The sequence below is a fragment of the Archangium lansingense genome, from assembly GCF_026626635.1.
Lineage (GTDB): Bacteria > Myxococcota > Myxococcia > Myxococcales > Myxococcaceae > Archangium > Archangium lansingense.
Genome location: NZ_JAPNKA010000001.1, coordinates 2,976,373 through 3,001,119 on the forward strand (window position 1 = coordinate 2,976,373; position 24,747 = coordinate 3,001,119).

The 24,747-nt window shown below is 69.5% G+C and carries 20 protein-coding genes; 8 read left to right on the top strand and 12 right to left on the bottom strand.

Going from position 1 to position 24,747, the window contains the following annotated elements; all coding sequences use genetic code 11:
- Nucleotides 1–12: 12 nt before the first annotated feature.
- Nucleotides 13–930 carry a DUF2381 family protein gene (locus tag OV287_RS11850; RefSeq protein WP_308809830.1) on the bottom strand — a complete coding sequence of 306 codons (918 nt, stop codon included), beginning with the start codon at nucleotides 928–930 and terminating at the stop codon, nucleotides 13–15.
- A gap of 415 nt (nucleotides 931–1,345) precedes the next feature.
- Here OV287_RS11850 and OV287_RS11855 point away from each other — a divergent pair, with 415 nt between their 5' ends.
- Nucleotides 1,346–2,092, top strand: coding sequence for a PP2C family protein-serine/threonine phosphatase (locus OV287_RS11855; RefSeq protein WP_267534135.1), 747 nt, complete (start codon nucleotides 1,346–1,348; stop codon nucleotides 2,090–2,092).
- Nucleotides 2,093–2,096: 4 nt separating this feature from the next.
- On the opposite strand, the gene OV287_RS11860 is transcribed toward OV287_RS11855, so the two are convergent.
- Complete coding sequence (locus tag OV287_RS11860; RefSeq protein ID WP_267534136.1) at nucleotides 2,097–3,431, bottom strand: sigma 54-interacting transcriptional regulator; 1,335 nt, start codon at nucleotides 3,429–3,431, stop codon at nucleotides 2,097–2,099.
- 33 nt (nucleotides 3,432–3,464) lie between these two features.
- Between OV287_RS11860 and OV287_RS11865 the strand changes: the two genes are divergently transcribed.
- Nucleotides 3,465–4,397, top strand: a complete 933-nt coding sequence (locus OV287_RS11865; RefSeq protein WP_267534137.1) for a serine/threonine-protein kinase — start codon at nucleotides 3,465–3,467, stop codon at nucleotides 4,395–4,397.
- A gap of 23 nt (nucleotides 4,398–4,420) precedes the next feature.
- On the opposite strand, the gene OV287_RS11870 is transcribed toward OV287_RS11865, so the two are convergent.
- Together OV287_RS11870 and OV287_RS11875 are read right to left on the bottom strand one after the other, a co-directional pair.
- Nucleotides 4,421–4,903: a hypothetical protein gene (locus OV287_RS11870; RefSeq protein ID WP_267534138.1), complete on the bottom strand. Its 483-nt coding sequence runs from the start codon at nucleotides 4,901–4,903 to the stop codon at nucleotides 4,421–4,423.
- A 172-nt stretch (nucleotides 4,904–5,075) separates the two neighbouring features.
- A complete protein-coding gene (locus OV287_RS11875) occupies nucleotides 5,076–6,089 on the bottom strand; it encodes a zinc-dependent alcohol dehydrogenase family protein (RefSeq protein WP_267534139.1) in 1,014 nt (337 codons plus the stop codon).
- A 94-nt stretch (nucleotides 6,090–6,183) separates the two neighbouring features.
- Here OV287_RS11875 and OV287_RS11880 point away from each other — a divergent pair, with 94 nt between their 5' ends.
- The gene (locus tag OV287_RS11880; RefSeq protein WP_267534140.1) at nucleotides 6,184–7,527 is read left to right on the top strand and encodes a Caspase domain-containing protein; all 1,344 of its coding nucleotides are present in this window, start codon (nucleotides 6,184–6,186) and stop codon (nucleotides 7,525–7,527) included.
- Between the two features lie 28 nt (nucleotides 7,528–7,555).
- Here OV287_RS11880 and OV287_RS11885 read toward each other — a convergent pair whose 3' ends face one another.
- Entirely contained in the window at nucleotides 7,556–8,317 is a 762-nt protein-coding gene (locus tag OV287_RS11885) for an SDR family NAD(P)-dependent oxidoreductase (protein ID WP_267534141.1), read from the bottom strand.
- An 89-nt stretch (nucleotides 8,318–8,406) separates the two neighbouring features.
- Between OV287_RS11885 and OV287_RS11890 the strand changes: the two genes are divergently transcribed.
- Both OV287_RS11890 and OV287_RS11895 read left to right on the top strand, forming a co-directional pair.
- On the top strand, nucleotides 8,407–9,585 hold the full coding sequence (locus OV287_RS11890) for an acyl-CoA dehydrogenase family protein (protein ID WP_267534142.1): 1,179 nt from the start codon (nucleotides 8,407–8,409) through the stop codon (nucleotides 9,583–9,585).
- A 237-nt stretch (nucleotides 9,586–9,822) separates the two neighbouring features.
- The gene (locus tag OV287_RS11895) at nucleotides 9,823–11,268 is read left to right on the top strand and encodes a M20 family metallopeptidase (protein ID WP_267534143.1); all 1,446 of its coding nucleotides are present in this window, start codon (nucleotides 9,823–9,825) and stop codon (nucleotides 11,266–11,268) included.
- Nucleotides 11,269–11,421: 153 nt separating this feature from the next.
- Here the strand turns inward: OV287_RS11895 and OV287_RS11900 are convergent, their stop codons facing one another.
- Nucleotides 11,422–12,288: a DUF2058 family protein gene (locus tag OV287_RS11900; RefSeq protein WP_267534144.1), complete on the bottom strand. Its 867-nt coding sequence runs from the start codon at nucleotides 12,286–12,288 to the stop codon at nucleotides 11,422–11,424.
- A gap of 104 nt (nucleotides 12,289–12,392) precedes the next feature.
- Between OV287_RS11900 and OV287_RS11905 the strand changes: the two genes are divergently transcribed.
- Both OV287_RS11905 and OV287_RS11910 read left to right on the top strand, forming a co-directional pair.
- A complete protein-coding gene (locus OV287_RS11905; protein ID WP_267534145.1) occupies nucleotides 12,393–13,433 on the top strand; it encodes a hypothetical protein in 1,041 nt (346 codons plus the stop codon).
- A 161-nt stretch (nucleotides 13,434–13,594) separates the two neighbouring features.
- Nucleotides 13,595–13,924 (top strand): hypothetical protein, encoded by a 330-nt coding sequence (locus OV287_RS11910; RefSeq protein ID WP_267534146.1) that lies wholly within the window; start codon nucleotides 13,595–13,597, stop codon nucleotides 13,922–13,924.
- 28 nt (nucleotides 13,925–13,952) lie between these two features.
- On the opposite strand, the gene OV287_RS11915 is transcribed toward OV287_RS11910, so the two are convergent.
- The 5 genes from OV287_RS11915 to OV287_RS11935 all read right to left on the bottom strand — a co-directional run bounded on the left by OV287_RS11915 (nucleotide 13,953) and on the right by OV287_RS11935 (nucleotide 20,768).
- Entirely contained in the window at nucleotides 13,953–15,473 is a 1,521-nt protein-coding gene (locus OV287_RS11915) for a peptidase M3 (protein ID WP_267542329.1), read from the bottom strand.
- Between the two features lie 87 nt (nucleotides 15,474–15,560).
- Entirely contained in the window at nucleotides 15,561–16,139 is a 579-nt protein-coding gene (locus OV287_RS11920; RefSeq protein WP_267534147.1) for a helix-turn-helix domain-containing protein, read from the bottom strand.
- Between the two features lie 167 nt (nucleotides 16,140–16,306).
- Nucleotides 16,307–18,229: an ATP-binding protein gene (locus OV287_RS11925; RefSeq protein WP_267534148.1), complete on the bottom strand. Its 1,923-nt coding sequence runs from the start codon at nucleotides 18,227–18,229 to the stop codon at nucleotides 16,307–16,309.
- Nucleotides 18,230–18,380: 151 nt separating this feature from the next.
- A complete protein-coding gene (locus OV287_RS56405; protein WP_373371822.1) occupies nucleotides 18,381–20,168 on the bottom strand; it encodes a DEAD/DEAH box helicase in 1,788 nt (595 codons plus the stop codon).
- A gap of 33 nt (nucleotides 20,169–20,201) precedes the next feature.
- Nucleotides 20,202–20,768: a DUF2378 family protein gene (locus OV287_RS11935; protein ID WP_267534149.1), complete on the bottom strand. Its 567-nt coding sequence runs from the start codon at nucleotides 20,766–20,768 to the stop codon at nucleotides 20,202–20,204.
- A 180-nt stretch (nucleotides 20,769–20,948) separates the two neighbouring features.
- Between OV287_RS11935 and OV287_RS11940 the strand changes: the two genes are divergently transcribed.
- Nucleotides 20,949–23,423: a beta-glucosidase gene (locus OV287_RS11940; protein ID WP_267534150.1), complete on the top strand. Its 2,475-nt coding sequence runs from the start codon at nucleotides 20,949–20,951 to the stop codon at nucleotides 23,421–23,423.
- Here the strand turns inward: OV287_RS11940 and OV287_RS11945 are convergent.
- A complete protein-coding gene (locus OV287_RS11945) occupies nucleotides 23,408–24,658 on the bottom strand; it encodes a macrolide family glycosyltransferase (RefSeq protein ID WP_267534151.1) in 1,251 nt (416 codons plus the stop codon). The genes OV287_RS11940 and OV287_RS11945 overlap by 16 nt on opposite strands.
- Nucleotides 24,659–24,747: the final 89 nt, after the last annotated feature.

Below are 24,747 nucleotides of genomic sequence, written 5' to 3' on the forward strand. Positions count from 1 at the left end.
GATGCCTGCCTCCTAGAGAGCCACTTCGAGGATGGGGAGGCGCCGGACGCCGCTCTTGTCCAGCAGCTCGAGGCGGAAGACCTCGCCCACCTTCCAGAAGGGGGCCTCAGGCTCCACCGCGACGAGGCCCTCTTCGCCCGGCGCGAGTTGCGCCTTGTTCATGTCCACGGAGCGCACCTTCACGGCGGTACCATCCGCACGGGTTAGCCGCGCCACGCCTGGCATCCAGGGGCTTTGCCCCGGAAGGTTGCGCACACGGACGACGGCGAGAGCCCAGGAGCCGGCGCGATACCCCTCTCCGCCCGCCACATTCAGCCCACCCCGCGCACCTGCGGGTGCATTCATGATGCGCCGTGCCTGCACCCCGTCCGGGTCGAGCCGCCCGGAAAACACGAGCCCAGCGGGCCCGCTCAAGGCGCGGAGCGCCGCGAGCTCCGCCTCCTTATCAGCCAGCGTGGCCTCCAGCGCCTCAACGGTGCGAGGGCGGCGCACCACCTCCACCTCTTTGTCCACCAGCGTGGGGTGAGAGACGAGCACGAGCATGGCCACCGCTGGGGAGGCGCCGTCCTTGTAGCGCACCCGCACCACGAGCTTCTCTTCGGCTCCCAGGTCGACGGAGGGCTCCACCGCGATGAGGCGCTCGCCCACGTCCACCCACCGGAAGCGCGCCGGTCGGCCCTCGAGATCCAAGGAAGCCTTGTCGAGGGGGGCATCGAAGCGGAAGTAGGTGGCAATGCCGGCCGCCACCCGCGCCTCCGGTGCCGATTCATTGGGATTGCTGGGGAGGACAACCTGCCGCTCCTGGCGCTCACGCGCCGGGGGCTGGGTTTGGGCTGCCGCGGGCGTTCCCAGGGACAGGGCGAGGAGAGCCAGGAGAAGGTGGGATGGTAGTGCCAGGGTGGAGAACCTCTCCGGTCCACCGTAGCAGATGCCGCACCCAGGGCGGCCAAGTTACCCCAGCCCCGCCTCGCGCTGCCGGTGTTGGGTAGTTCTCTCGCCGTGAGCCCATGAGCTTCTCACCCACTGTCTGGGCCAGTTCCTTCGGGCCTCAGAAAAATGGGTAAGGTCGAAAGGTTCACCCGATACCCTCACCCCGGGGGGCTTGCCCCCCCTTTGAACGACGGGGGGATCCTCTCCCGGGGGGAGAGGGGAAATGGCCGTGGCACTCCTTCGCGGGCCTACCTGAAAGGGACCAGGCCAGAGCGCGGGGTGGGGTCTGGAGTCCCCAGCGGGTGGACTCCCAGGCGGAAGCGGTGGGGACGGGAGACCCCAGGCGCCCGAGTCCTTTCGCGGGGTTGGCGTCGGCCCTTGGCTTGCTCCTGCTCGGGGCAGGGAGGAAGAGCCGATGCGAATCGACAGCGCGGGATGGACGCACGTGGGACGCCGCTCCCACAACGAGGATGCCTGGATTGCCCGGGGGGACCTGGGCCTGTTCGTAGTGGCCGACGGGCTTGGTGGCTACGAGGGGGGTGAGGTGGCCAGCCGGTGCGTGGTGGATGCCTTCTCCGGCTTCTGCGAGCGCCTGGCCCGGGACCCCGAGGCCACCTGGCCCCATCGCCCGAGGCCGGGCCACAGCCGCGAGGAGGAGCTGCTGCGCAACTGCACTGTGCTCGCCCAGCGTGCCGTGCTCTCGCGCCGCGTGGGTCAGCTGCGCGAGATGGGCTCGACCGTGGTGGCGCTTGCCCTGGGGAGCCGGCGCGCGGCCGTGGCACACGTAGGGGACAGCCGGCTCTACCGGTTGCGGGACGGACAGTTGGAGGCGTTGACCCGCGACCACTCCGTTCTCGAGGAGATGCGCGAGTCCGGCGTCGAGACGCCCGCGCGTGGGGAGAGCCCCTATGGCCACCTCATCACCCGAGCGCTGGGGACCGAGAACGCGGAGCCCACCGTGCGGCCGCTCGAGGTGCGTGAGGGGGACGTGTACCTGCTGTGCTCGGACGGGCTGTACGAGCCGCTCGGGCCGGAGCGGCTCGCCGCCGGGTTGGGGCAGGGGCACTCCGCCGGGGTGGCCGAGGCCCTGGTACAGGAGGCCTATGCCGCGGGCGGCAGGGACAACATCACTGCCATCGTGGTGGGTGTGGGCACGCGGTAGGGGGTCAGTCGGGCTCCTCGGGGAGCAGGCCGTGGCGGCGGGCCAGGGTTCGCAGGTGCTTGCGATCTACTCCCGCCTGCCGCGCCGCCTCCGAGAGGTTGCCGCCCGCTCGCGCCAGCACGTCGCGCAGGTAGTGCCGCTCGAAGGCGTCCACCAGGGCCTGCTTTGCCTCCGCGAAGGGCAGGTCCGTGCGCAATGGCACCTCCGTCCCCGTCCCCTGCGGTTGGAGCGACAGGCGCAGCTCCTCGAAACCGTGGGCCCCGCGCGAGAGCACCAGCGCCCGCTCCAAGACGTTGCGCAGCTCGCGCACATTGCCCGGCCAGTCGTGTCCCGAGAGCACCTCCAACCCCGGGCCCCGGATGGGTCCGGGCTCGAAGCCCCTGCGGCGCAGCAGCTCGGCCACCAGCAACGGCAGATCCTCCCGGCGCTGCCGCAACGGGGGCAGGGGCAGCGTCACCACCGCCAGCCGGTAGTAGAGGTCCGGCCGGAACGTGCCCTCGGCCACCGCCAGCGAGAGGTCCACCCGCGAGGCCGCCACCACGCGCACGTCTACGGCCTGCTCGGCGTCTCCTCCCACCGGGCGCACCCGGCGCTCCTCCAACACTCGCAGCAGCCGCGCTTGCACCGGAGGCGGAATACCCGCCAGCTCGTCGAGGAAGAGCGTGCCTCCGTTGGCCCGCACGAAGGCACCCGAGCGCGCTGCCAGTGCTCCCGTGAAGGCTCCGCGCACGTGGCCAAAGAGCTCGCTCTCCACCAGCCCCTCCGGCAGCGCGCCGCAGTCCACCGCCACGAACGGCCCCTTGCGCCGGGCGCTCGCCTCGTGGAGCGCGCGCGCCACCACCTCCTTGCCCGTCCCCGTCTCTCCCTGGATGAGCACCGTCGTGTCCGTGGGCGCCACGTGTTCCAGCACCGCGAACAGCTCACGCATGGCGAGGCTCTCGCCCACCAGCTCTCCAAAGCGCCGCGCCTGGCTCGGAGCCAGCTCCCACGGCTGCCCCTCGGCCTGGATGCGCAGGAAGCTCCGCCCCACCTTGAGGGTGGCGCCCACTCGCACGCGCACCTCGCCAATCCGCGAGCCCTCGTACAGCGTGCCGTTGCGGCTGCCGAGATCCTTCACCACGAAGCCCGCGCCCTCCGCGTGGACCTCCAGGTGCTCGCCCGAGACGCGCGGGTCGCTCAGCCGCAGCGCGCACCCCTCGCGCGTGCCCACCCGGACAGGTGTTTCTCCGAGCGCCACCGCGCGCCCCGCGTCGGGCCCATCGATGACGACGAGCTGACAGCGCCGGGGCGGGGGGCTCCCGGGGGACTCATTCTGGGTGGAGAGGACGGTCTTGGACACGGTGGCTGCGCTAGTCTAGGGCGGGTGAGGGAGTTGCCGCGACAGCTGGGCCCCTATCGCCTCGTGCGCCGGCTCGGCGCGGGGGGCATGGCCGAGGTGTTCCTCGCGCTGGCCTTTGGTGCCAGTGGCTTCGAGAAGCGCGTGGTGCTCAAGGTGCTCCGTCCCGAGCACGTGGGCAATCCCACCTACGAGCGCATGTTCCTCGAGGAGGGGAGGCTGGGGGCGAGGCTGAGCCACCGCAACCTCGTGGGGGTACACGACCTGGGGTACGCGGACGGGGCCTACTACGTGCGGCTGGACTACGTGGAGGGCGCGGACCTGGCGAGCCTCCTGGCGCGCGGGCGGCCCGGGTCGGCGCTGGCACTGTTCGTGGCGGACGAGCTCGCGTTGGCGCTCGCCGCGGTGCACGGGCTGGAGGACGAGCCGGGCCGGCCGCTCGGGTTGGTGCACCGGGACGTCACGCCGTCCAACGTGCTGGTGTCCCGCCTGGGCGAGGTGAAGCTGGCCGACTTCGGCATTGCCAAGGCCACGCTGCTGCGGGAGCAGACGCGCGCCGGGGTGCGCAAGGGGACGTACGCGTACATGTCCCCCGAGCAGGTGCGAGGCGGCGCGCTGGCCCCCGCGAGCGATCTCTTCTCCCTGGGCACCACGCTGCACGAGCTGCTCACGGGGCGGCGGCCCTTCGATGGGGAGACACCCTTCGAGACGATGGAGCGCATCCGCGAGGCGGACGTGGGGCCGCTCACGGACGTGGAGGAGGACCTCTGGCCGGTGCTCCGGGCTTGCCTGGCGCGGAGGCCGGAGGACAGGCCGGGCTCGGCCGAGGCGTTGCGCCGGATGCTCTCACCGCTGCGCCGTGCACGTGCCGAGGCGGGTCCACCGGAGCTGGCCCGGTGGGTACATGAGGGAACGGGGCAGGGCGGCGCGGGCGGTGCTACCAGCGGGACGGTGCTGGAAGAGCCGTGAGGCTCTCCCAGCATGGAGCCGGCTCAGTAGTCGTAGCGGGTGTTGGCGTCGAGATTCCCAGCGAAGGAATAGCCGACCTTGCCGTTGTCGACGTAGCCCTTGAGGTACTCGGTGCCAATTCCCGGCGGGGAAACGTAGAGGGAACCCTTGCACCCGGCGCACGTGGGGTCGCCATTCTTGAACACGTCCCACTCGCCATTGACTGACTGGGAGTCGGTGGAGGTGATGCGCACCATCCTCAACTCGTACATGTCGCCGTTACCCACCTTCGTGCGCAGGTTGCCGAAACCCTGGAGCGTGTTCTCCTGCCAGGAGAAAGTCGCGAAGCCCCCCGTCACCGTGTGGTTGGTGTGCTGGTTCTGGGTGTAGTTGCTCTCGTGGAAGAAGTAGAGGGCAGACGACCGCACGTTGTGGACCGGCAGGATGTTGCTCCAAGCCAGGACCGGGATTGCCACCGTCACGGCCGCCAGGCCGTTGAAGACAGCCTTGGGCATATTGCTCAGCATGGTTTCTCCTCGAGGATGAGAGCCGACAGACTCCTGCCGGTCGCCATGCCGTCAGCACTCGTCGTGCCAGGAACTGGAATTCAGCCAACCCTCTGGAATTCCAAGCTGCCTGCCTGCTCGCTCTTCGTGAGGTGACAATTCTGGCCAGTGGGGTGACCAGAATTGTCGGTCCTCAGTCCACGCGGATGACGATCTTGCCGAAGTGCGCCCCGCTCTTGAGGTGCTCGAAGGCGGCGCGCGTCTCGGAGAATGAGAAGACGCGATCCACTACTGGACGCACGTTGTGCAGGGTGAGCGCACGGTTGAGGGCCTCGAAGGATTGGCGGTGGCCCACGAGAATGCCCTGCACGCGCAGGTTGCCCATGAGGATGGGGGTGAGGGGCATGGCCCCCGCGCCACCACTGAGCACGCCGATGACGGACACCGTGCCCCCGACGCGCACTGCGCGCAGGGACTTCTCGAAGGTGCCGGCGCCGCCCACCTCCACGACATGGTCCACGCCCGTGCCGCCGGTGAGGGCGCGTGCCGCCTTGTCCCAGTCTGGCGTCGTCACGTAGTTGATGCCCTCGTGCGCGCCCAGCGCACGGGCTCGCTCCAGCTTGTCGTCCCGGCTGGAGGTGAGGATGATGCGCGCCCCCATCATCCGGGCGATCTGCAGCGCGAAGATGGAGACGCCTCCGGTGCCCTGCAGCAGCACGGTGTCTCCCGCCTGGAGCCCTCCCTGGGTGACGAGCGCGCTCCACGCGGTGACTGCCGCGCACGGCAGCGTGGAGGCCTCCTCGTCGGTGAGGTACGCGGGCGTGGGGACAACGCCGTCCTCGTGAAGCAGCATCGTGTCCGCGAGCGCGCCATCGAGGGGCCCGCCCAGGGTGCTGCCCTGCGCGGCGCGCGAGGGGGGTCCGGCGAGCCACGTCTGCGCGAAGAGGCTCATCACCCGGTCCCCGGGCTTCACGCGGGTGACACCCGGTCCCACCGCGTCCACCACGCCCGCTCCATCCGAGTTGGGGACGAGCGGCAGCTTCTGCCGCGGGTTGTAGCGTCCCTCCACCATCATCAGGTCGCGGTAGTTGAGACTCGTGGCCTTCACCCGCACCCGTACCTGCATGGGGCCCGGAATGGGGTCCGGCCTCTCGGCGGCCACCAGCTTGTCCAACCCGAATCCGTCGCGAATCTCGTAAACCTTCATGAGACCGGGGTTCTAGCGCGCCCCATGCTTCGCGGAGAACGGTTTCGGCGGCTCGGGGCGGAAGCGTTGAAGACCCTGCGGTAGACTCACGGGTATGAGGCGCGGACTCAGGGCCAAGAGCGGCGTGGTGGTGCTGTGGTGGATGGGGATGTTGGGGTGCGCTGGGGCCCCCATCTCCGATGACACGGAGTACGCCGCGGAGTGGCCCGTGCCCTCCCCGGAGGACGACAAGGAGGCCGAGGAGGCCGAGCCCGTGTCTCCCCTGGCGTCACTCGTTGCCCCGCCACGCGCCTCCAACTTCCTGGTGCTGGGCGGTGGAGGTGAGCCCTCCAGCAATGAGATCGCCCTGGAGAAGAATGTCCGCTACTTCCAGCGGACGCTCGAGGCGCACGGACTCGCGCCCGCCTCCGCCACCGTCTATTTCGCCAATGGGAATGATGGACAGGCCACGGTGCGCTACCTCGGTGAAGGTGCGCGCGAGCAGTTCAAGGCCCTGGAGATTCCCCACTTGAAGGGCCCGGCGACCCTGGAGCACTTCCTGGAGTGGGTGGAGCAGAGCGCGCGGGATACGCCCCAGCAGCCGGTCTTCATCTACTTCACGGGGCACGGGGGCTTGAACGGCCGGCACCGGAACAACAACCACCTGGCGCTCTGGGAGGGGGACTCGCTGACGGTGCGGGCGTTCGGCCTGTTCCTGAACCGGCTCCCGAGCACCACGCCCGTGGTCACGGTGATGTCCCAGTGTTACGCGGGCTCGTTCGCCAACTTCATCTACCAGGACGCCAATCCCAAACGGCCGGTGGTGGCCCAGCCCCGCTGTGGCTTCTTCGCCACCGTGGACTATCTCCCCTCCGTTGGCTGCACTCCGGAGGTGGATGAGGCGGACTACAAGGATTACAGCTCCAGCTTCTTCGCGGGGCTCAGTGGCCTCGGGCGGACGGGTAAGGTGGTGACTTCGGCCGACTACGATGGGGATGGGCGGGTGAGCTACGCGGAGGCCCATGCTTTCGCCAAGGTGGATGGCGAGACCACGGATCTGCCCATCTCCACGTCCGAGTCCTGGTTGCAACGGCGCGTCAAGCGGCGGGACAGGAGCCGCCTGACTTCCGCGCCCATCCAGGAGGTGATGCGCAGCGGGCGTCCGGCGCAGCGGTACGTCGTGGAGTCGCTCGTGCGCAAGCTGGGGCTGCTTCCCGGGCTGTCCCTGCGCGACAACTTCAAACTCTTGAAGCTGGAGACGGATGAGAGCGCGGCCTATGCCGAGCGCCTCTACATGGAGCTGCTCAACATCGGCATGGAGGAGAAGCTGCGCACGTCGGGGTCTCCCCAGGCGCTCGCGGTCTTCGAGCGCCTGCTCCAGTGCGAGAATGGCTCCTGGGACAGGCCGCCGGGCGCGGTGCCGGTGGCAACCCCCGAGGTTGAAGCGACGGCCCAGTGAGTGGCGAGCTGGGTGCAAGCGGTGGTGATCACCCCACCTCGCCACCGTCGATGTTGTAGGCCGCTCCGGTGATGGTGGCCGCTGCGTCCGAGCTCAGGAAGAGGCACAGCGCCGCCACCTCCTCCGGCTGGATGACTCGCCCCATCGCGTTCATGCTCGCCAGCGCCTCGTGCGCCTCCTGCTCCGTGCGGCCCGTGCTCTTCGAGATCGCCGCCTTCGCGTTCGTGAGCATGTCCGTCTCCGTCCAGCCCGGATTCACGATGTTCACCGTCACGTTCTTGCGCGCCCACTCCACCGCCAGCCCGCGCGTCAGCCCCAGCAGCGCGTGCTTCGACGCACAGTACGCCGACGTGTACTTCGCCCCTTTCCACGCCGTGATGCTTCCGATGTTGATGACCCGGCCCCCTCCTGCCGCCGCCATCGCCGGGATCAGCTCGCGGCTGAAGAGGAAGGGCGCCGTCACATTCACCGCCATCACCCGCTGGAAGTCCTGCGTCGTCGTCTTGTTCAGCGGCGCCGACACCGCGATCCCCGCGTTGTTCACCATCACCCGCGGCGTCCCCGCCTCGAGAATCTTCTTGCACGCGGCCAGCACCGCCGCCTCGTCCGCCACGTCCACCGCCAGCGGGTGCACCGCACCGCCCGATTCGCGCGCCAGCTGCTCCAGCGCGTCCGCCGCTCGTGCCAGCGCCCACACCTCGTAGCCCTCCTTCACGTAGGCCTGCACCAGGGCCCGTCCGATTCCGCGGCTCGCGCCCGTCACCACCGCTGTCTTCTTGGATGTCGTCATGGCTCCGGACCATACCCGGCCCTCGTTCCGCTGGCCCGCCCGGTGATACAAGCCCCCAGCCTCGCCCCAACTCCTGGAGGATCCTCCCCATGCCGCGCGCGGACATCACCGACCTCTTCCGCATCGACGACCTGCTCTCCGCCGAGGAGAAGGCCGCCCGCGACACCGTCGCCCGCTTCGTCGACACCGAGGTGCTTCCCATCATCGGCAAGCACTTCCGCGAGGGCACCTTTCCCGCACACCTCGTGCCGCGCCTCGGTGAAATGGGGGTGCTCGGCGCCAACCTCCAGGGCTACGGCTGCGCCGGGATGAACACCGTCAGCTATGGCCTCATCCTTCAGGAGCTCGAGCGCGGGGACTCGGGACTGCGCTCCTTCGCCTCCGTGCAGGGCTCGCTGTGCATGTTCCCCATCCACGCCTACGGCAGCGAGGAGCAGAAACAGCGCTTTCTTCCCGGCATGGCCCGTGGCGAGCTCATCGGCTGCTTCGGCCTCACCGAGGCCGACTTCGGCTCCAACCCCGGTGGCATGAAGACCCGCGCCCGCCGTGATGGCGACACCTGGGTGCTCAACGGCTCCAAGATGTGGATTACCAACGGCACCGTCGCCAACGTGGCCGTGGTGTGGGCCAAGACGGACGAGGGCGGCCCCGAGTCCATTCGCGGCTTCCTCGTGGAGAAGGGGATGCCCGGCTTCACCGCTCGGGAGATTCCGGGAAAGTTCTCCCTGCGTGCCTCCACCACCAGCGAGCTGTCCTTCCAGGACGTGCGCGTGCCGGACAGCAACGTGCTGCCCGGAGTGACGGGTCTGCGCGGGCCCCTGTCCTGTCTCAACAATGCGCGCATGACGATCGCCTTCGCCGTCACCGGTGCTGCCATCGCCTGCTTCGAGGGCGCCCGTGAGTACTCCCTCTCCCGAGGCCAGTTCGACAAGCCCATCGCCGCCTACCAGCTCACCCAGGAGAAGCTGGCGGACATGCTGCAGGAGATTGTGAAGGCGCAGTTGCTCTCGCTGCGGCTGGCGCGCCTCAAGGATGAGGGCAAGGCCACCCCCGTGATGGTGAGCCTCGCCAAGCGCAACAACGTGAAGGCCGCGCTGGAGATTGCCCGCGTGGCCCGGAGCATCTACGGCGCCAACGGCGTCACGGACGCCTATCCGCCCATCCGCCACATGCTCAACCTGGAGAGCGTCTTCACCTACGAGGGCACCCATGAGGTGCACACGCTGGTGCTCGGCAAGGCCATCACCGGTTTCGATGCCTTCAGCTGAATCCTCCTGGACTTGAGAAGTAGGGCGCCGAGCGCCGAGCCCTGAGCGGGCGGTGGCTCGGGAGCAGGAAGGGCAGGTTCCTCGGAATTCAGGGGGGCGTGGCGCCTTGCGTCATGCCTCCACCCCGGGTGTGGGCTCGCCCGGGGAGCAGACCTGCGATCGTGCGAGGCTCACACATTGGGGCCCGGGGTGGTGTAGATGGAGGAGCCTTCCGTTTGATTCCGGAGCCATTTCCGCATGAGCACCAGCCCCCGGCTGAACATCGCCACCGCCGCCACCTCGTCCGAGCGCATCTGGGAGGAGGAGATCCTCCCCAAGCTGCACGAGTACATCCGCATCCCCAACAAGTCTCCCGCCTTCGAGCCGGATTGGGCGAAGAAGGGGCACATGGACAAGGCGGTGAAGCTCATCGCCGGCTGGTGCGAGTCCCAGGTGAAGCACATCCCCGGGCTGAAGGTGGAGGTGGTGACGCTCAAGAACGAGAAGGGCGAGGAGCGCACCCCCGTCATCTACATGGACATCCCGGGCTCCGGTGATGACACCGTGGTGCTCTACGGCCACCTCGACAAGCAGCCCGAGATGACGGGCTGGCGCGCGGGCCTCTCCCCCTGGGAGCCGGTGCGCGAGGGCGACAAGCTCTTCGGCCGCGGTGGCGCCGATGATGGCTACTCGGCCTTCGGCTCGCTCGCCGCCCTCCGTCTGCTCAAGGAGCAGGGGATTCCCCACGCTCGCTGCGTGGTGCTCATCGAGGCCTGCGAGGAGAGCGGCAGCTATGACCTGCCCGCGTACATCGAGCACCTCGCCCCGCGCATCGGCAAGGCCTCGCTCGTGGTGTGCCTCGACTCCGGCTGCGCCAACTACGAGCAGCTGTGGATGACCACCTCGCTGCGCGGGCTCGTCTCCGGCAACCTGCGCGTGGACATCCTCAACGAGGGCGTGCACTCGGGGGATGCCAGCGGCATCGTGCCCTCGTCCTTCCGGATTCTCCGGCAGCTCCTCTCGCGCGTGGAGGACGAGCAGACGGGCCTCATCCGCGTCGACGGCCTCCAGGTTCACATTCCCCAGGCTCGCCGCGAGCAGGCCGACGCCGTGGCCGAGGTGCTTGGCGAAGAGGTGTACTCGAAGTTCCCCTGGGTGCCCGGTGCCCGTCCGGTGACGGTGGACCGTGCCGAGCAGATCCTCAACCGCACCTGGCGCCCGGCGCTCTCCGTCACGGGCGTGGAGGGCATGCCGGCCCTGGGCAGCGCGGGCAACGTGCTGCGCCCCTTCACCTCGGTGAAGCTGTCCTTGCGGATTCCTCCCCGTTTGGATCCCAAGGCCGCCGTCCAGGCCCTGAAGCAGACGCTGGAGGCGGATCCGCCCTACGGCGCCAAGGTGACCTTCGAGGGGGAGAAGGCCAGCGCCGGCTGGGACGCGCCGCCGCTCGAGAAGTGGCTGGAGCAGGCCACCCATGAGGCCTCGCGCGACTTCTTCGGCAAGCCCTTCATGGCCATGGGCGAGGGTGGCACCATCCCCTTCATGGAGATGCTCGGCCGCCGCTTCCCCGAGGCCCAGTTCCTCATCACCGGCGTGCTCGGCCCCAACAGCAACGCCCACGGGCCCAACGAGTTCCTCCACATCCCCACCGGTAAGAAGCTCACCTGCTGCGTGGCCAGCGTCATCGCCTCGCACTTCAACCGGTAGTCACTGTCTGAGAATACGCGGGCCCTGGTCCTCTCGGGCCAGGGCCTTCGTGTGCAACCCGGGGTCACCGATCCCCTCACCCCGGGGAGCTTGCCCCCCCTTTGAACGACGGGGGGGATCCTCTCCCGGAGGGAGAGGGGAGGGGACGCGGTATCAGGACGGCGTGGGCTCGGTGCTGCCCTCGGGGCTGGGAGTGCCCTCGGCGGCGGCCTCGGCCGAAGCGGACTCCTCGCCCTCGGTGGACTCGTCGTCGGCCTCCTCGACCGGCGCCTCGCCCCGGGCCTCCGCCTCCTGCTTCTCCTTCACCTGGTCGTCGCTCATGAAGCCGATGGGCGAGTCCTTCCGGTTGAGGAAGCGCACCGACTTCTTCGAGACGGCGTACATCTGCTCGGCCACCGCGGAGGGCACCAGCGAGTGCTCGATCTGCGCCGGCTCCGGACGCTCCACCACGCCGAGCGTGCCTTCCTCGAGCTGCTTGGCCTGCGTCTCCGTCAGCTCCAGGCGGCGCAGCTTCCCCTTGCGCGTCATGAAGTAGAAGACGGTGGCGCCCACGTCCACGGGCACCTGCCCGCCGAGCACCAGCTCGCGCAGCTTCCGGTCCAGCTCCACCTGCTTCTTGGACTCCATCCGCTGGGCCGCCTTCGAGCCCGGCAGCGGAGGCAGCTTGGGCACGATGCCGCCAGAGGGCTCCGCGCTCGGCCGCGCGCCCTGCGGACGTCCACCCTGGGGCCGTCCACCCTGACCCGGACCCCGAGGACCGCCACCCGGCCGCCCACCTGGACCCCGAGGAGCGCCACCCTGCGGCGGACGCCCACCTTCCCGGCCCTCGCGGCGCGGCGGCCGCTCGTCGCGACCCCGTGCTTCACGCGGCCCCCTGTCCTCCCGGGCGGGCGGGCCCTCGCGCCGGGCCTCCTGCGACGGGGCGGGACGGCGAGCGGTCGGGGCGGTGGTCTCCACCTTCTTGGCCTGGTCCTCGGAGACCAGGCCGGCCTTCAAGAGCTTGTCACGCAGGTTCTGCATAGGTGGCGTTGTATCCCGTACATTGGCGCGCGCAAGCCGTCCCTTGCCGCTCCAGCACCCACCCCGTAATTTGGGCAACCCCCCCGCATGGAGCCGGAGGAGTCGTGACCCGTTTTCCCAAGTTTGCCCTCGCCGCCACCCTGGCGCTCGCCACCGTGGCCTGCCAGGACCCTGTCGACAAGGCGGCCAAGGCTCGCATCTTCTCGCCCGAGGATCCGCCCAAGGTGGTGGCCTCGGCCGCCGAGAAGCTTCCGCCCGAGGACGTGGCGGACAATCCCCGCGTGGCCCGCCGCATCCTCTCTATGGACGCCGCCGAGGTGACCGAGCGCCTGGGGCCCCATTCCTTCAAGGCCACCGTCACCTACGAGTGGAGCGGCGCCCAGGGCACCGTCCCCACCAAGTTGACGGAGACGCGCACCTTCCGCGCCGGCCCGGGTGGTGTGAGCGGAGATTTCCATGGTGTGCTGGAGAACAGTCGGGACCAGGGCCTGGAGGTGATGCGCGTGGGGGGCAAGGTGTACGCCCGCAACCGCTACGGCACCTTCCGCCAGCGTCTGCGCGACCGCGGCATGGCCGAGCGCACCCGCACCGAGCTCACCGGCGCCATCCGCGACGTGGACGCGCTCTTCCGGGGCCGGCTGCAGCTCAGCCCTCAGGGCACCATCACCCACGAGGGCCGCACCGCCTGGCGCTATGTCGTGTCGCTTGGTCCAGAAGGCAACACTGGCACCACGCCGGTGGAGCTGCCCGCGCTCTCGGAGCCCAAGGGCGGCCGCGACGACACCACCAAGCGCCGCCTGGCCTTCTTCGAGCACCGCACCCCCAAGTCGCTGAGCGGCGAGGTGCTGGTGGATTCCGAGACGTCCGTCGTCCTCAAGACGCGGCTGGACGGGCGCATCGTCGTCCCCGGCAATGACGCGGGGGGCGCCGCCGAGCTGCGGATGGTGCTCGAGTCCGCGTTGAGTGAAATCGGCCAGGACCCCCGGTTGCAGCCGCCGGAGAACTTTCTGCCGGACGCGGACAAGCCGCAGGGTATCGCCGACGCGCTGGACCGCTTCGGCATCCCCCGCAACAAGCCCGAGGGCACCACCGGGGCGGGGGCAGCCCAGCCCGCGGACGAGCCCGCGGACGAAGAGGGCAACTGACCTGGCAGGTGTTGCAAGGGTGGCAGGCCGCTACAGGAAGGCAGCGGCCTGTTGGAAGAAAATTTGACCGTCCTCTTGCGATCTCTAGAATCCTCGCTGGTTGCGGACCAGACGCATCCGACATGAGCGGATGTTCAGGTACCCACTGCAAGGGAGCGGAGATGGAGCGCAAGGTCGGCAGTAGCACGACGGTGACGTCCAAGGAGGTCAAGGCTGCGCTGGAGAAGACGCAGACCCTGACGTCCGAGGAGGAGAAGGTGCTGCGGCTGCGGCACGGTGCCGGTGCCGGTAGCAAGAGCGCGCCGCTCCCTCGTGCTGCGGGCAACAACCAGGAGCTGGGTGACGAGCTGCTCCTCATCGAGATGCAGCTGATGAAGGCCATGCGCGAGCGCACGGGCCAGACGAAGTCGGCCAGCAAGCCCAAGGCGGCGGCCACCGGCGCCAACGCGACGAAGGACAAGATCGTCCGCGCGCTGCGCAAGAAGAAGTAGTCCCCCGACAACCGTCAGGGGACGGCGCTCAGCGGTCGAGTAGAGCCACGAGGCGGGCCCCCGCCTCGGGGAGCGTCAGTGCTATTCCCGAGAGCTCCGTAGCGAGGGCCTCGGCGTCGTCGGTACCGCCCCGGGCGAAGAGCCCCTGGAGCCATCGGCCGGCGGTGGGGTTGCGCCACCAGTCCTCGTTGAAACGCCCGGTGAGGTGCGCGGTGAGCCGCGCTTCCAGGGCCCAGGCGCGCAGGTAGCGCGTCACGTAGAGCTGGGGATCCACGTCGAAGAGGAAGAAGCCCGGGTGGGCCTCGACGAAGAGGGCGCGCCGCTGGGCATCCGCGTACTCCTCGGCCCGCTCGGGCGAGGGGCCGCGCGCATACAGGGACAGCTCGTAGGACAGCTTCGCGCAGTGCCGGCGCAGCACGGTGAGCGCTTGGAAGGCCGCCATGCGGGAGGCATCGCGCGCGGTGGCCGAGGGCTGGCGCAGGTAGCGCTTCAACCACTCCTCGTCCGTGAGGAGCCGCTCGAACAGGGTGGCGAAGGCCTCCGTCACCGAGGCGTCCTCCAACCGGCGCAGCTCCAGCGGGAGTTGGTCCGACACGTGGGCGTGGTGCAGCGCGTGGCCGTACTCGTGCAGGAGGCTGCCCAGGGCGTCCAAGCCCGCGCGCCGCTGGAGGACGAGGCGCACCTCGCCGGGTATGCGCACCGCGGTGGTGAAGGGACGCGAGGCCTTGCCGGGCCGCTCCTCGTCATCCAGGCGGATACGGCCCTCGGCGGACGGATGGAAGCCCCACTCGCTCAGCCAGCGGACCACGGCGGGCAACCCGTCCTCGCGCCGGAAGAAGCCGCTGAGCCAGGACACCTGAGTGGCCGCTTGAAGGTCATGCCTGCGCGCATGGCCCGAGGGGAGGGACCGCAGCGTGGGCTCCACCTTCTTGAGGACATAGCCGAGCACATCGCGGTAGGCGTCATCGGTGAGACGCAGCGTCTGCTCGGCAGCCTCGACCAGCGGCTTGAGCTCGATGCCGGAGACGTCCTCGCGCAGGGCGGTGTAGCTGGAGGCGCGCAGCTGCTCGGTGACGCGGAAGGAGGCCTCGCGACGATCGCCGTAGCGGCCCCGGTTGTCCCAGAGGAAGCCACCCGTAGCACTCTCGAGCAGGGCGCGCCGGCCTCGTTCTGGCTCGTGGGGAAGCTGGCCGAGCGCCTCGCCGAAGGAGAGCGTCTGGTCGTCCACGGGGAGCCGGGAGCGAGCCTCGAGTTGGGCGATGGCCTCGGCGGCGGGGGCAGCGAGGGCCTCCTCTATTTGGGTGGCGATGAAGTCGCGCAGCAGCCGCAGGCGGCGCACGCCAAGCAAGTCGCCCTTGGCCTGGGCCTTGGGGACGGACTCGGTGACGGCGGCGAAGGCTTCGGGGGAGGCGATCTCGGGCGAGTTCTCGTAGAGCGCGCGCAGGGGAAGGTCCTGGGCGAAGCCGGCGGCATGGCGGTACTGGAGGGAGGCCAGCTCGGCGAGGAAGTCGTCCAGGCTCGCGCGCAGGGAGGGGAGGGGGCGGTCCATGGCGTGGCGGAAGGTAGACACTTCGGCCACGGGGGGAAAGAGCCGAGTCGGCGGAGCGTGCCGCGCAGGACCCTGAAGAGCTCCAGCTCAGCAGGCGAGCGACGGGCCCACTGTCCCGTTCATCCCCGGGACCTCGAGTCGAGCCATCACCGTGGCCAGGTCCTGAGAATGGCACCGGAGGGACAGCGTGTTCGCGCCAATGACGTAGCGCTCCTCGATGCGCTTCAGGTCCGGCATGAGGACGACGGGCCGATGCAGGAGGCGCTCGGCGGTGTGCCACGACAAGCCCAGCATCCGGCAGGTGGCAGGGCGGCCGAGGCGGTGGCTCAGCCAGGGCATCATCTGCTCGAGCTCAGTGGTGAAGAAGGACCCGTGGGTCGCCCAGGGCACGCGCTCCACGCGGACACCGTGGTTGGGGCACTTCACGCGGCGGGTCGCATAGCTCAACCACACCGGCGTGCGCTCCAACGAGAGATGGCGCCACCGGCGCATGGGCAGCTGATCGTAACCGCGCCAGAAGTCGTTACAGATTCCGCACCGGCGCGCAGTCAGCTGCGGCTGGACCTGTATCTCCAACCCGTGGTGTTGGAGGCTGGCGCCGAGCACCGACAGGCCCTCCAGTCCCAGCACACGCTCCAGCAACTCATTCACTCCCTGGCTCTCCATCGTCGCTCCGTTCTGGAGGGCTTCATTGCCCTCCCACACGCGACGAGGCGCTGTGCAAGAGGGCAGCCAGGAGACGAGCGAGAGTTCTACCTGTGGAGCGCCGGGCCTCGGCCGTCTCGCATGCGCGACGGCCGTCCACGGTTTCGAATAGCTGCTTGGTGACGCGGCTAGACACCCTCGCCCTTCACGGGCAGCTCGAGCGTGAAGGTGGCGCCCAGACCGGGGCCGGGGCTGGTGCAGGTGAGCCGGCCCTTCATCTCCTCGGCGGCCAGGGCGCTGATGTGCAGGCCGAAGCCGTGCCCCGACTTCTTGGTGGTGAAGCCCTGGGTGAACAGGCGCGCCGCGTTCTCCGAGGCGATGCCCACGCCGTTGTCCATGACGTCGATGAGCAGCCGCTCTCCCCCGGGCGCGAGCTGGACGTGGATGCTCAGACGCTTGTCTTCTTGCGCGCTGTCCACCAATGCATGGCGCGCGTTGCTCAGCAGGTTGATGAGGATCTGCAGCAGCTTGTGCCGGTCCACGAAGATGAGCGGCACGTCGGAGTAGTCCCGAACGATGCGGATGGCCAGCCGCTCGAAGGAGACGGCGTGCAGGCGCAGGGCCTCGTCAATGAGCTGCGGCACGGCCACCTGCTCCACTGCGCCCGCGGAGCGCGCGTGCTTCTGCTGCATGCTGACGATGGACTTGATGTGCTCGACGCTCTGGCCGAGCGCCTGCATCTCCTTGAGCATGGTCTCGCGCTCCTCCACGAGCTGTTCGGACACCGCGATGAGATAGGGCGGCAGCTGCTGGCCCTGGGGATCCCGGGTGAGGAAGGAGGCGAGATCCGCGGCGCGTTCACGCAGGAGGGCGGTCGCCTTGGCCAGGCCGGTGACGCGGGAGCGGCGGAGCTGGTCGGTGACGAGGGTGGTGGAGATGTTGACGCTGTTGAGGGTGTTGCCCACGTTGTGGAGCACGCCGGTGGCGACCTCGGCCATGCCCGTCTGGCGGGAGACATCCACCAGGGTGCGGTGCATCTCCCCCAGCCGCGTCTCGGCCTCCTTGCGGCCGGTGATGTCGCGGCCGAAGAGCGTCATCCCTACAATCTGGCCGCCCTCCGCCAGGATGGGGTGGATGCTGATGTCCAGCACGAGGCGGGAGTCTCCGACCTCGTACGTCTCCTCGAGGCGCAGCCGCTGGCCCCCAAGTACCTGGACGATTCGGTTCTCCCAGCGCTGGATCCGCTCCGGGTCCGAGAAGCGAAAGAGTGTCTGTCCTAGCTCGGGGTCCGTGCCGAAGATCCGCCGGTAGAACTTCCTCGTGGCCGAGTTGGCGACGAGCAGGCGCCCCTTGGCGTCCAGGGCGACCACCAGGTCATCGGTGCTCTCGATGATGCTGCTCAACTTGCTCTCGCTGCCCCGGAGCTCCTTCAAGGCCTGCTCGAGCGAGTGGTGAGCCGCGTCCCGCGCGGTGCTGTGCAACGAGCACAGTCCCCAGATGCCCAGGAAGGCGATGGCCGCCATGGCGTGCCGGACCCAGTACCGGGACAGCGAGAAGCCCTCGACGTTCAGGTCGGCGACGTACGTGATGTAGAGCGGGTGGAGCACGTCCATGACCAGGGCGATGCTCAGGGTGAAGAACAGTGCCCGGCGCGGTCCCAGCAGGTACACGGCGAGGGCGGGCATCAGCAACGTCAGGGCATGCACGCCGCCTTCGAGGTTGACCTGGTTCGAGAAGAGGCTTCCCACGAAGCCGGCCGTGAGGGTCGCCAGCATGACCACCGCGGGGACCACGATGGTGGTGGACCTGCGTGTCGCCACCAGGGTCGTCAGGTACAGCGCACCTGCGATGCCTGGGGCGGGGGAGTACGGCGAGAACAGCGTGCTCACCAGGTACAGCGCGGCGAGCGTGAGCATGAACAACGCGGAGGCCACGAGCACCCGGTGACGGACGAGGTCCGCGGGAGGTGCGTTGCGCAGGGGCTCCGACAGGAAGATGTCCAGCCAGCCCAGAATCCCCGACGCCCTCTCAGGGCTCGGGGAGGTTACTCCCCGGAGCTCGGGTGGCTTGGGACGGTCCTGGCTTGTCTCGGAATCAGAAGGGAGCGCCATGTCAGGGGAGCCATGGCGAGGGCGAAAGGCCCTCGACGGCTCGAGGTGACATTTTGATCCGGATCCGGGCTTCTCCTAACGAGAAACCAGGCGAGCAAGGGGCTCATTGCCCCGTCGTTCTCCTTGGGGTGCTCTCCCGCTGGGAGCTTGCCTACCGGCCGCGCCGGCCCCCACCGCCACGGCCGCCCTTGGGGCCTCCAGCCCTGCCGCCCGGACGCCCGGTGCCTCGGGAACCGCTCCTCCCCTGGCCGGTGCTCTTTGCTCGCGTGTCCCTGGCTCCACGGGTGGTGCTCCGGCCGCTCCCGCCTTCACCGCGACGTGCCGGCTTTCCTGGACGGGCGCCCTCGCGGTCGAAGGTCCGCTCCCCACGTCGTGCGTCCTCCCTCCCACGGCGAGGAGCCGTGCCCCGACCAGGGCCGCGCTCGCGCGCTCCCTCCCTGTCGAAGGAGCGCTCCGTCCCACGGGCAGGAGCGCGGCCCGTGGCCTCACGACGGCGGGGGGCCTCACCGCGGCGCTCCGAGCCCTCTCGCCGGGGGCTCGCACCCTCTCGCCGGGGGCTCGCACCCTCTCGCCGGGGGCTCGCACCCTCTCGCCGGGGGCTCGCACCCTCTCGCCGGGGGCTCGCACCCTCTCGCCGGGGGCTCGCACCCTCTCGCCGGGGGCTTGCTCCCTCTCGCCGGGGGCTTGCTCCCTCTCGCCGGGGGCTCGCTCCCTCGGCCTTGCTCTTCGCTCCGCTCGCGCGGGGGCGGGGACGGTCCTCGAGCACCATCAGCTCATCCTGCTCCTGCCCGGCCTGGAACGTCTCCAGCTCCTCGCGGAAGACGGGATCCTGGCGCGGCACCTCGGCGCGCGGCACGGGCATGCGGATGATGCGCTCGATGGCGCGCACCGTCTCCTCGTCGCGCTCGGTGACGAAGGTCGAGGCGCGCCCGCTCGCACCGGCTCGCGCCGTGCGGCCGATCCGGTGCACGTAGTCTTCCGGAGAGTGGGGCAGGTCGAAGTTGATGACGTGCCCAACGTCCTCCACGTCCAGCCCGCGCGACGCGATGTCGGTGGCCACCAGGCAGCGGTACTGCCCCCGCCGGAAGCCCTCGAGTGCCTGGCGGCGCTGTCCCGGCGTGCGGTCGGCGTGGATGGGCGCCGTCTTGTAGCCCGCGCGCTTGAGCACCTCCTGCACCTTCTCGGCGCGCTCGCGGGTGCGGGTGAAGACCAGCGCGCTGAGCTGATCCCTCGCCAGCAGGCTGAGCAGCAGCGGGTACTTCTCGAGCGAGTCGACCTCGTACATCCGCTGCACCGCGCGTGCGGCGGGAGTGCCGCTGGGGGTGACCTCCACCCGAACGGGCCGGCGCAGCACCTCTTGTGCGAAGAGGGTCACGTTGTGGCCGAGGGTGGCGGAGAACAGGAGCGTCTGGTGCTCGCGGGGCAGGGCGGCGAGGATCCGCTGCAGCTCGGGCATGAAGCCCATCTCCAGCATCCGGTCCGCCTCATCCAGCACGAGCGTGCGCACCGCCGAGAGGTTCACCGCGCCCGCCTGGAGCAGGTCGGCCAGCCGGCCCGGCGTGGCGAGCACCAGGGTGGGACGCTGGCGGAGCGCCTCCACCTGGGCGCTCATGTCCGTGCCGCCGATGACCACCGCCCGGGTGACACCCCGCGGCTCGCCGAAGAAGGCCGCTTCCTGGGCGATCTGCTGGACCAGCTCGCGCGTGGGGGCGAGCACCAGCCCGACCGGGCCCTGCTCACCGGCCAGTCGCTCGACGAGGGGCAGCAGGTAGGCCGCGGTCTTGCCCGTGCCGGTGGCAGCACAACCGATGACGTCCCGCCCGGCGAGTGCCGGGGGGATGGCCTGGGCCTGGATGGGGGTGGGCGAGGCGAAGCGGGCACGCCGCACCGCACCGAGTGACTCAGGAGAGAGGCCGAGGGACTTGAAGGAGTTGCTCACACGGCAGGGGCTATCACGCCCGGACGCGCAGGGCTACCAGCGCACCTCGAACGTCATGTCCTCGGGGCCCGTCTGCTCCCAGCTGCTCTGAGGCGAGCTCACCCCGGTGGCGCGCAGGGCGGCATGGAGAATGCCGTTGTAGTAGTCGCCTGGCAGGGGCACGCCGCGGAAATCCACCCGGTAGGTGTTCGGGCCGAGCTGCTCCACCGCGCGCGTCCCGAAGTTGCTGCTGCGGCCCACGAACTCGGGAATCTTGCGCATCAGGCGATCCGGACCGAGCAGGTGCAGCGCGGCGAGCTGGATCTGCCCCAGCAGCGTCTTGCGGTAGCCCTCGAAGAGACACGCGCCCACGCGGAAGAGCCCCTCGGATGGAGACAGCGACGCGAAGCGGGTCCGAGCCAGGAAGAGGAGCACCTCGGCGAATCGCTCCACGGCGATCTCCGAGGGGACGTAGTCAGTCCCTCCACTGAGCCGGATGATCTCCTTCATCTCGGCGGAGCGCTCGTGGATCTCCAGGCTCCGCAACAGGCCTTCCAATGGGGCGTAACGCATCCGCCGAGGGGCGGGTTGCGGCGAAGCGGCAGCGGCTGCAGGGGGCATGCATCACCTCGTGAGCGACTTTCACCCGGCGCGGGAGATTGGCACAGGGCTGCACTCGAAAGCCATCTGCTGCCCTCGCGCACGCGCGCCGATCTCCTGACGCACTGCGCAGCGGCCCGGGTCTCCGTTACCCTGCCGGCTTCCGAATGTGACGAGGGCACCACCTTCACGGAGTCCACCATGAACGAGCAGCACATCGACACGCTCCTGAACGCCATGACCCTCGAGGAGCAGGTCTCGCTCCTGGCTGGCGCCTCCTTCTGGATGACCGTTCCCGTGGAGCGGCTCGGCATCCCCGCCATCAAGGTCAGTGATGGCCCCAACGGCGCACGCGGCGGCGGCAGTCTCGTGGGCGGTGTGAAGGCCGCCTCCTTCCCCGTGGCCATCTCCCTCGCGTCCACTTGGAACACGGCGCTCGTCGCGCAGGTGGGCCAGGCGCTCGGCCAGGAAGCGCACTCCAAGGGCGCACGGGTGCTGCTCGCGCCCACCGTGAACCTGCACCGCTCCACCCAGAACGGCCGCAACTTCGAGTGCTACTCCGAGGACCCCTTCCTGTCCGCCCAGGTCTGTGTCGCCTACATCCAGGGTGTGCAGGGCGAGGGCGTGGGCGCCACCGTCAAGCACTACGTGGGCAACGAGTCGGAGTTCGAGCGCATGTCCATCAGCTCCGAGATCGACGAGCGGGCCCTGCGCGAGCTCTACCTCGTTCCCTTCGAGGCGGCCGTGAAGGAGGCGCGCACCTGGGCGGTCATGTGCGCCTACAACAAGCTGAACGGCACGTTTGCCAGCGAGAACAGGCGCCTGCTGACGGACATCCTCAAGCGCGAGTGGGGCTTCGATGGCGTGGTGATGTCCGACTGGTTCGCCACGCACACCACGGTGGAATCCGTGAACGCGGGGCTCGACCTGGAGATGCCTGGCCCGACGAAACACCGGGGCCAGAAGCTGCTCGAGGCTGTCCGCGCGGGCGAGGTCCACGCCGAGACCCTCCAGGACAGTGCCCGGCGCGTGCTGCGCCTCCTCACCCGCGTCGGGGCCTTCGAGCGCCCCGCGCCCGCCGAGGAACAGGCCATCGACCGGCCCGAGCACCGCGCCCTCATTCGTCGCGCGGGTGTGGAAGGCACCGTACTGCTCAAGAACGACGGCGTGCTGCCGCTCGACCCGAAGCAGCTGAAGAAGCTCGCCCTCATCGGCCCGAACGTCCAGACCGCGCAGATCATGGGAGGCGGCAGCGCGCAGGTGAACGCGCACTACCGTGTCAGCCCCTACGAGGGCATCCAGGCTCAGCTCGGCGAGGGTGTCGAGCTCGCGTACGAGGCGGGTTGCTCGAACCACAAGCTGCTGCCCCTGCTGCAAGGGCAGCTCTCCGCCGAGTACTTCAGCAACCGCGACCTCTCGGGCGAGGCGGTGTCCGGTCCCAGCGTGGCCCAGGCAGAGGTGATGTGGTCCACCGAGCCCGCGCCGGGCGTCAACGCCGACAGCTTCTCCGCGCGCCTGTCCACGCGCTTCACTCCCGTCGAGGACGGTGAGCACCACTTCGGCCTGGTCAGCGCGGGCCTCAGCCGGCTGTTCGTGAATGGGCAGCTCGTCGTGGACAACTGGGGGGCGTGGAAGCAGGGCGAGACCTACTTCGGCGCTGGCAGCCAGGAGGCCACCGGGACGCTGCGCCTCCAGGTCGGCCATGCGTATGACGTGACCATCGAGTACGCCACCCCCGCGGAGGGCGTCATGGGTCTCCGGGCCGTGCGCGCGGGCGTCACCCTGCCGCTGGGCACCGAGCACCTCGAGCGTGCCGCGCAGCTTGCCGCCTCCTGTGACGTGGCCCTGGTGTTCGTGGGTCACAACGGAGAGTGGGACTCGGAAGGGCAGGACCGCTCTCACATGGAGCTGGTGGGCCGCCAGAACGAGCTGATCGAACGGGTGGCGAGCGCCAATCCCAACACCGTGGTGGTGCTGCAGACGGGCTCGCCCGTCTCCCTGCCGTGGTTGGACAAGGTCGCGGGCGTGCTGCAGGCCTGGTATCCCGGGCAGGAGGCCGGCAACGCCATCGCTGATGTGCTCTTCGGTGCGGCCGATCCCTCCGGCCGTCTCCCGCAGACCTTCCCCGTGCGGCTGGAGGACAACGCCGCCCATGCCCATTACCCCGGTGGGAACGGCAAGGTGCGCTACGGCGAGGGCCTCTTCGTCGGATACCGCCACCACGACACGAAGAACATCGCCCCGCTGTTCCCGTTCGGCTTCGGCCTGTCCTACACGACCTTTGCGTACGGCGGCCTCCGCATGAGCGCCGAGTCCCTTCAGCCCGGTGACACGCTGACGGTGACGCTCGACGTGACGAACACCGGGCAGCGAGCGGGGCAGGAGGTTGTGCAGCTCTACGTGCGCGACGAGCGGGCGAGCTTGCCGCGCCCCGAGAAGGAGCTGAAGGGCTTCTGCAAGGTCGACCTGCGGCCCGGCGAGACGAAGACCGTGACGCTGACGCTCGGGATGCGTGCGCTCGCGTACTTCGATGACGCTCGGGCCGCTTGGGTCGCCGAGGCGGGCCGCTTCGAGGTGCTCGTGGGGAGCTCCTCGCGAGACCTTCGCGCCCGCGCTGCCTTCACCCTCCAGCGGGACTGGGTGCAGCCGCTGGAGAGGAGTCAGGCCGCCTTCTGACGCGGGCCACGGCGGGTGGTGGCGTACTGCTGGAGTGCATCCGCCGCGCGACGGTGGCCTCCCGCTTCCCGGAACTCCCTCTGGAACTCCGAGAGGCGCGAGCGGTAGCTCGGGTCCGTGTCGAGGCGCTCGATGGCCTCACGCAGCGCCTTCGGGTTCAGGGCGTCCTGGGCGGAGAGCGTGGCGCCGAGTCCGAGCCCGCTCACGCGCGCGGCATTGAACGGCTGGTCCCCGAACTGCGGGAAGACGGCCAGCGGCACGCCATGCCAGAGACCCTCCATGGTGGAGTTCATGCCGCCATGGGTGAGGAAGACGCGGGCGCGCTCGAGCACCTCGAGTTGGGGCACGCGCTGGCGCACGAGGATGTTGGACGGTGCCGGGCCGAGCGTGGCCGGGTCCAGGCCCTTGCCGCAGGCCATCACCACCTGCCAGCGGGTATCGCGGAAAGCCTCGAAGCAGGCCTTGTAGAAGCCGGGCTGCTGGTTGATGGGCGTGGTGCCCAGCGAGATGAGCAGCACGGGCTTGCCGTCGAGCTGCTCGAGCGGGAAGTCTCCCCGGTCGTTGCGCGACAGCACGGACGGGCCGACGAAGAGGAAGCGCTCGTCGAAGCTCTCGGCATCGGGCTGGTACTTCCGAGGGACGGGGATGATGTTCAGGTCTTCGACGGACGTGAACGCCGACCCGAGGCTCATGCGCGGCATCCCGTGGCGCCAGTGCATCACCTCCGAGGTCAACAACAGCCGACCGATGGCCAGCAGGGCTCGCGGGGGCGGAACGCCCTTCATCCCCTTGCGCATCTCCTGCTGGATCGTTGGAGAGTGGCTCAGCGCGAAGCTTGTTTGGAAGATGGCCGCCGGCAGTTGCAGCTTCGCGGCGGCGGCACGGCCCCAGACGGACATCGGGTCGTAGACGATGCAGTCCGCCTGCTCTGTCCGCGCCCGCTCCACTACCCTGGGGGCCTCACGCAGGCTCTTGCGCATGATGCCTAGCAGCACCGGCATCATCTGCATCATCGAGGGTGCGCCTCCCGCGCCCGGTAGGACCGAGACGGTGCTGGGAACGGCGAGCGCATCATCGAGCAACCGGGGCGAGGCTCCGGCGTTACGGACGGCCGCCTCGAACTCACGCGTCACATAGACGATGACCTCGTCTCCCCGGGAGACCAGCTCCTGGATGAGCGGGAGCATCGGGTTGACGTGGCCGTGGGCCTGCATGGGGAAGAAGAGGAATTTCATGGGGGCTGTGCGGGAAGGAGGTGCCAGGAGACGAGATGCGGATATCTATCGTCGCCGGGGCGGGTGCGCAGCCCTCTCGGACTTCCGGT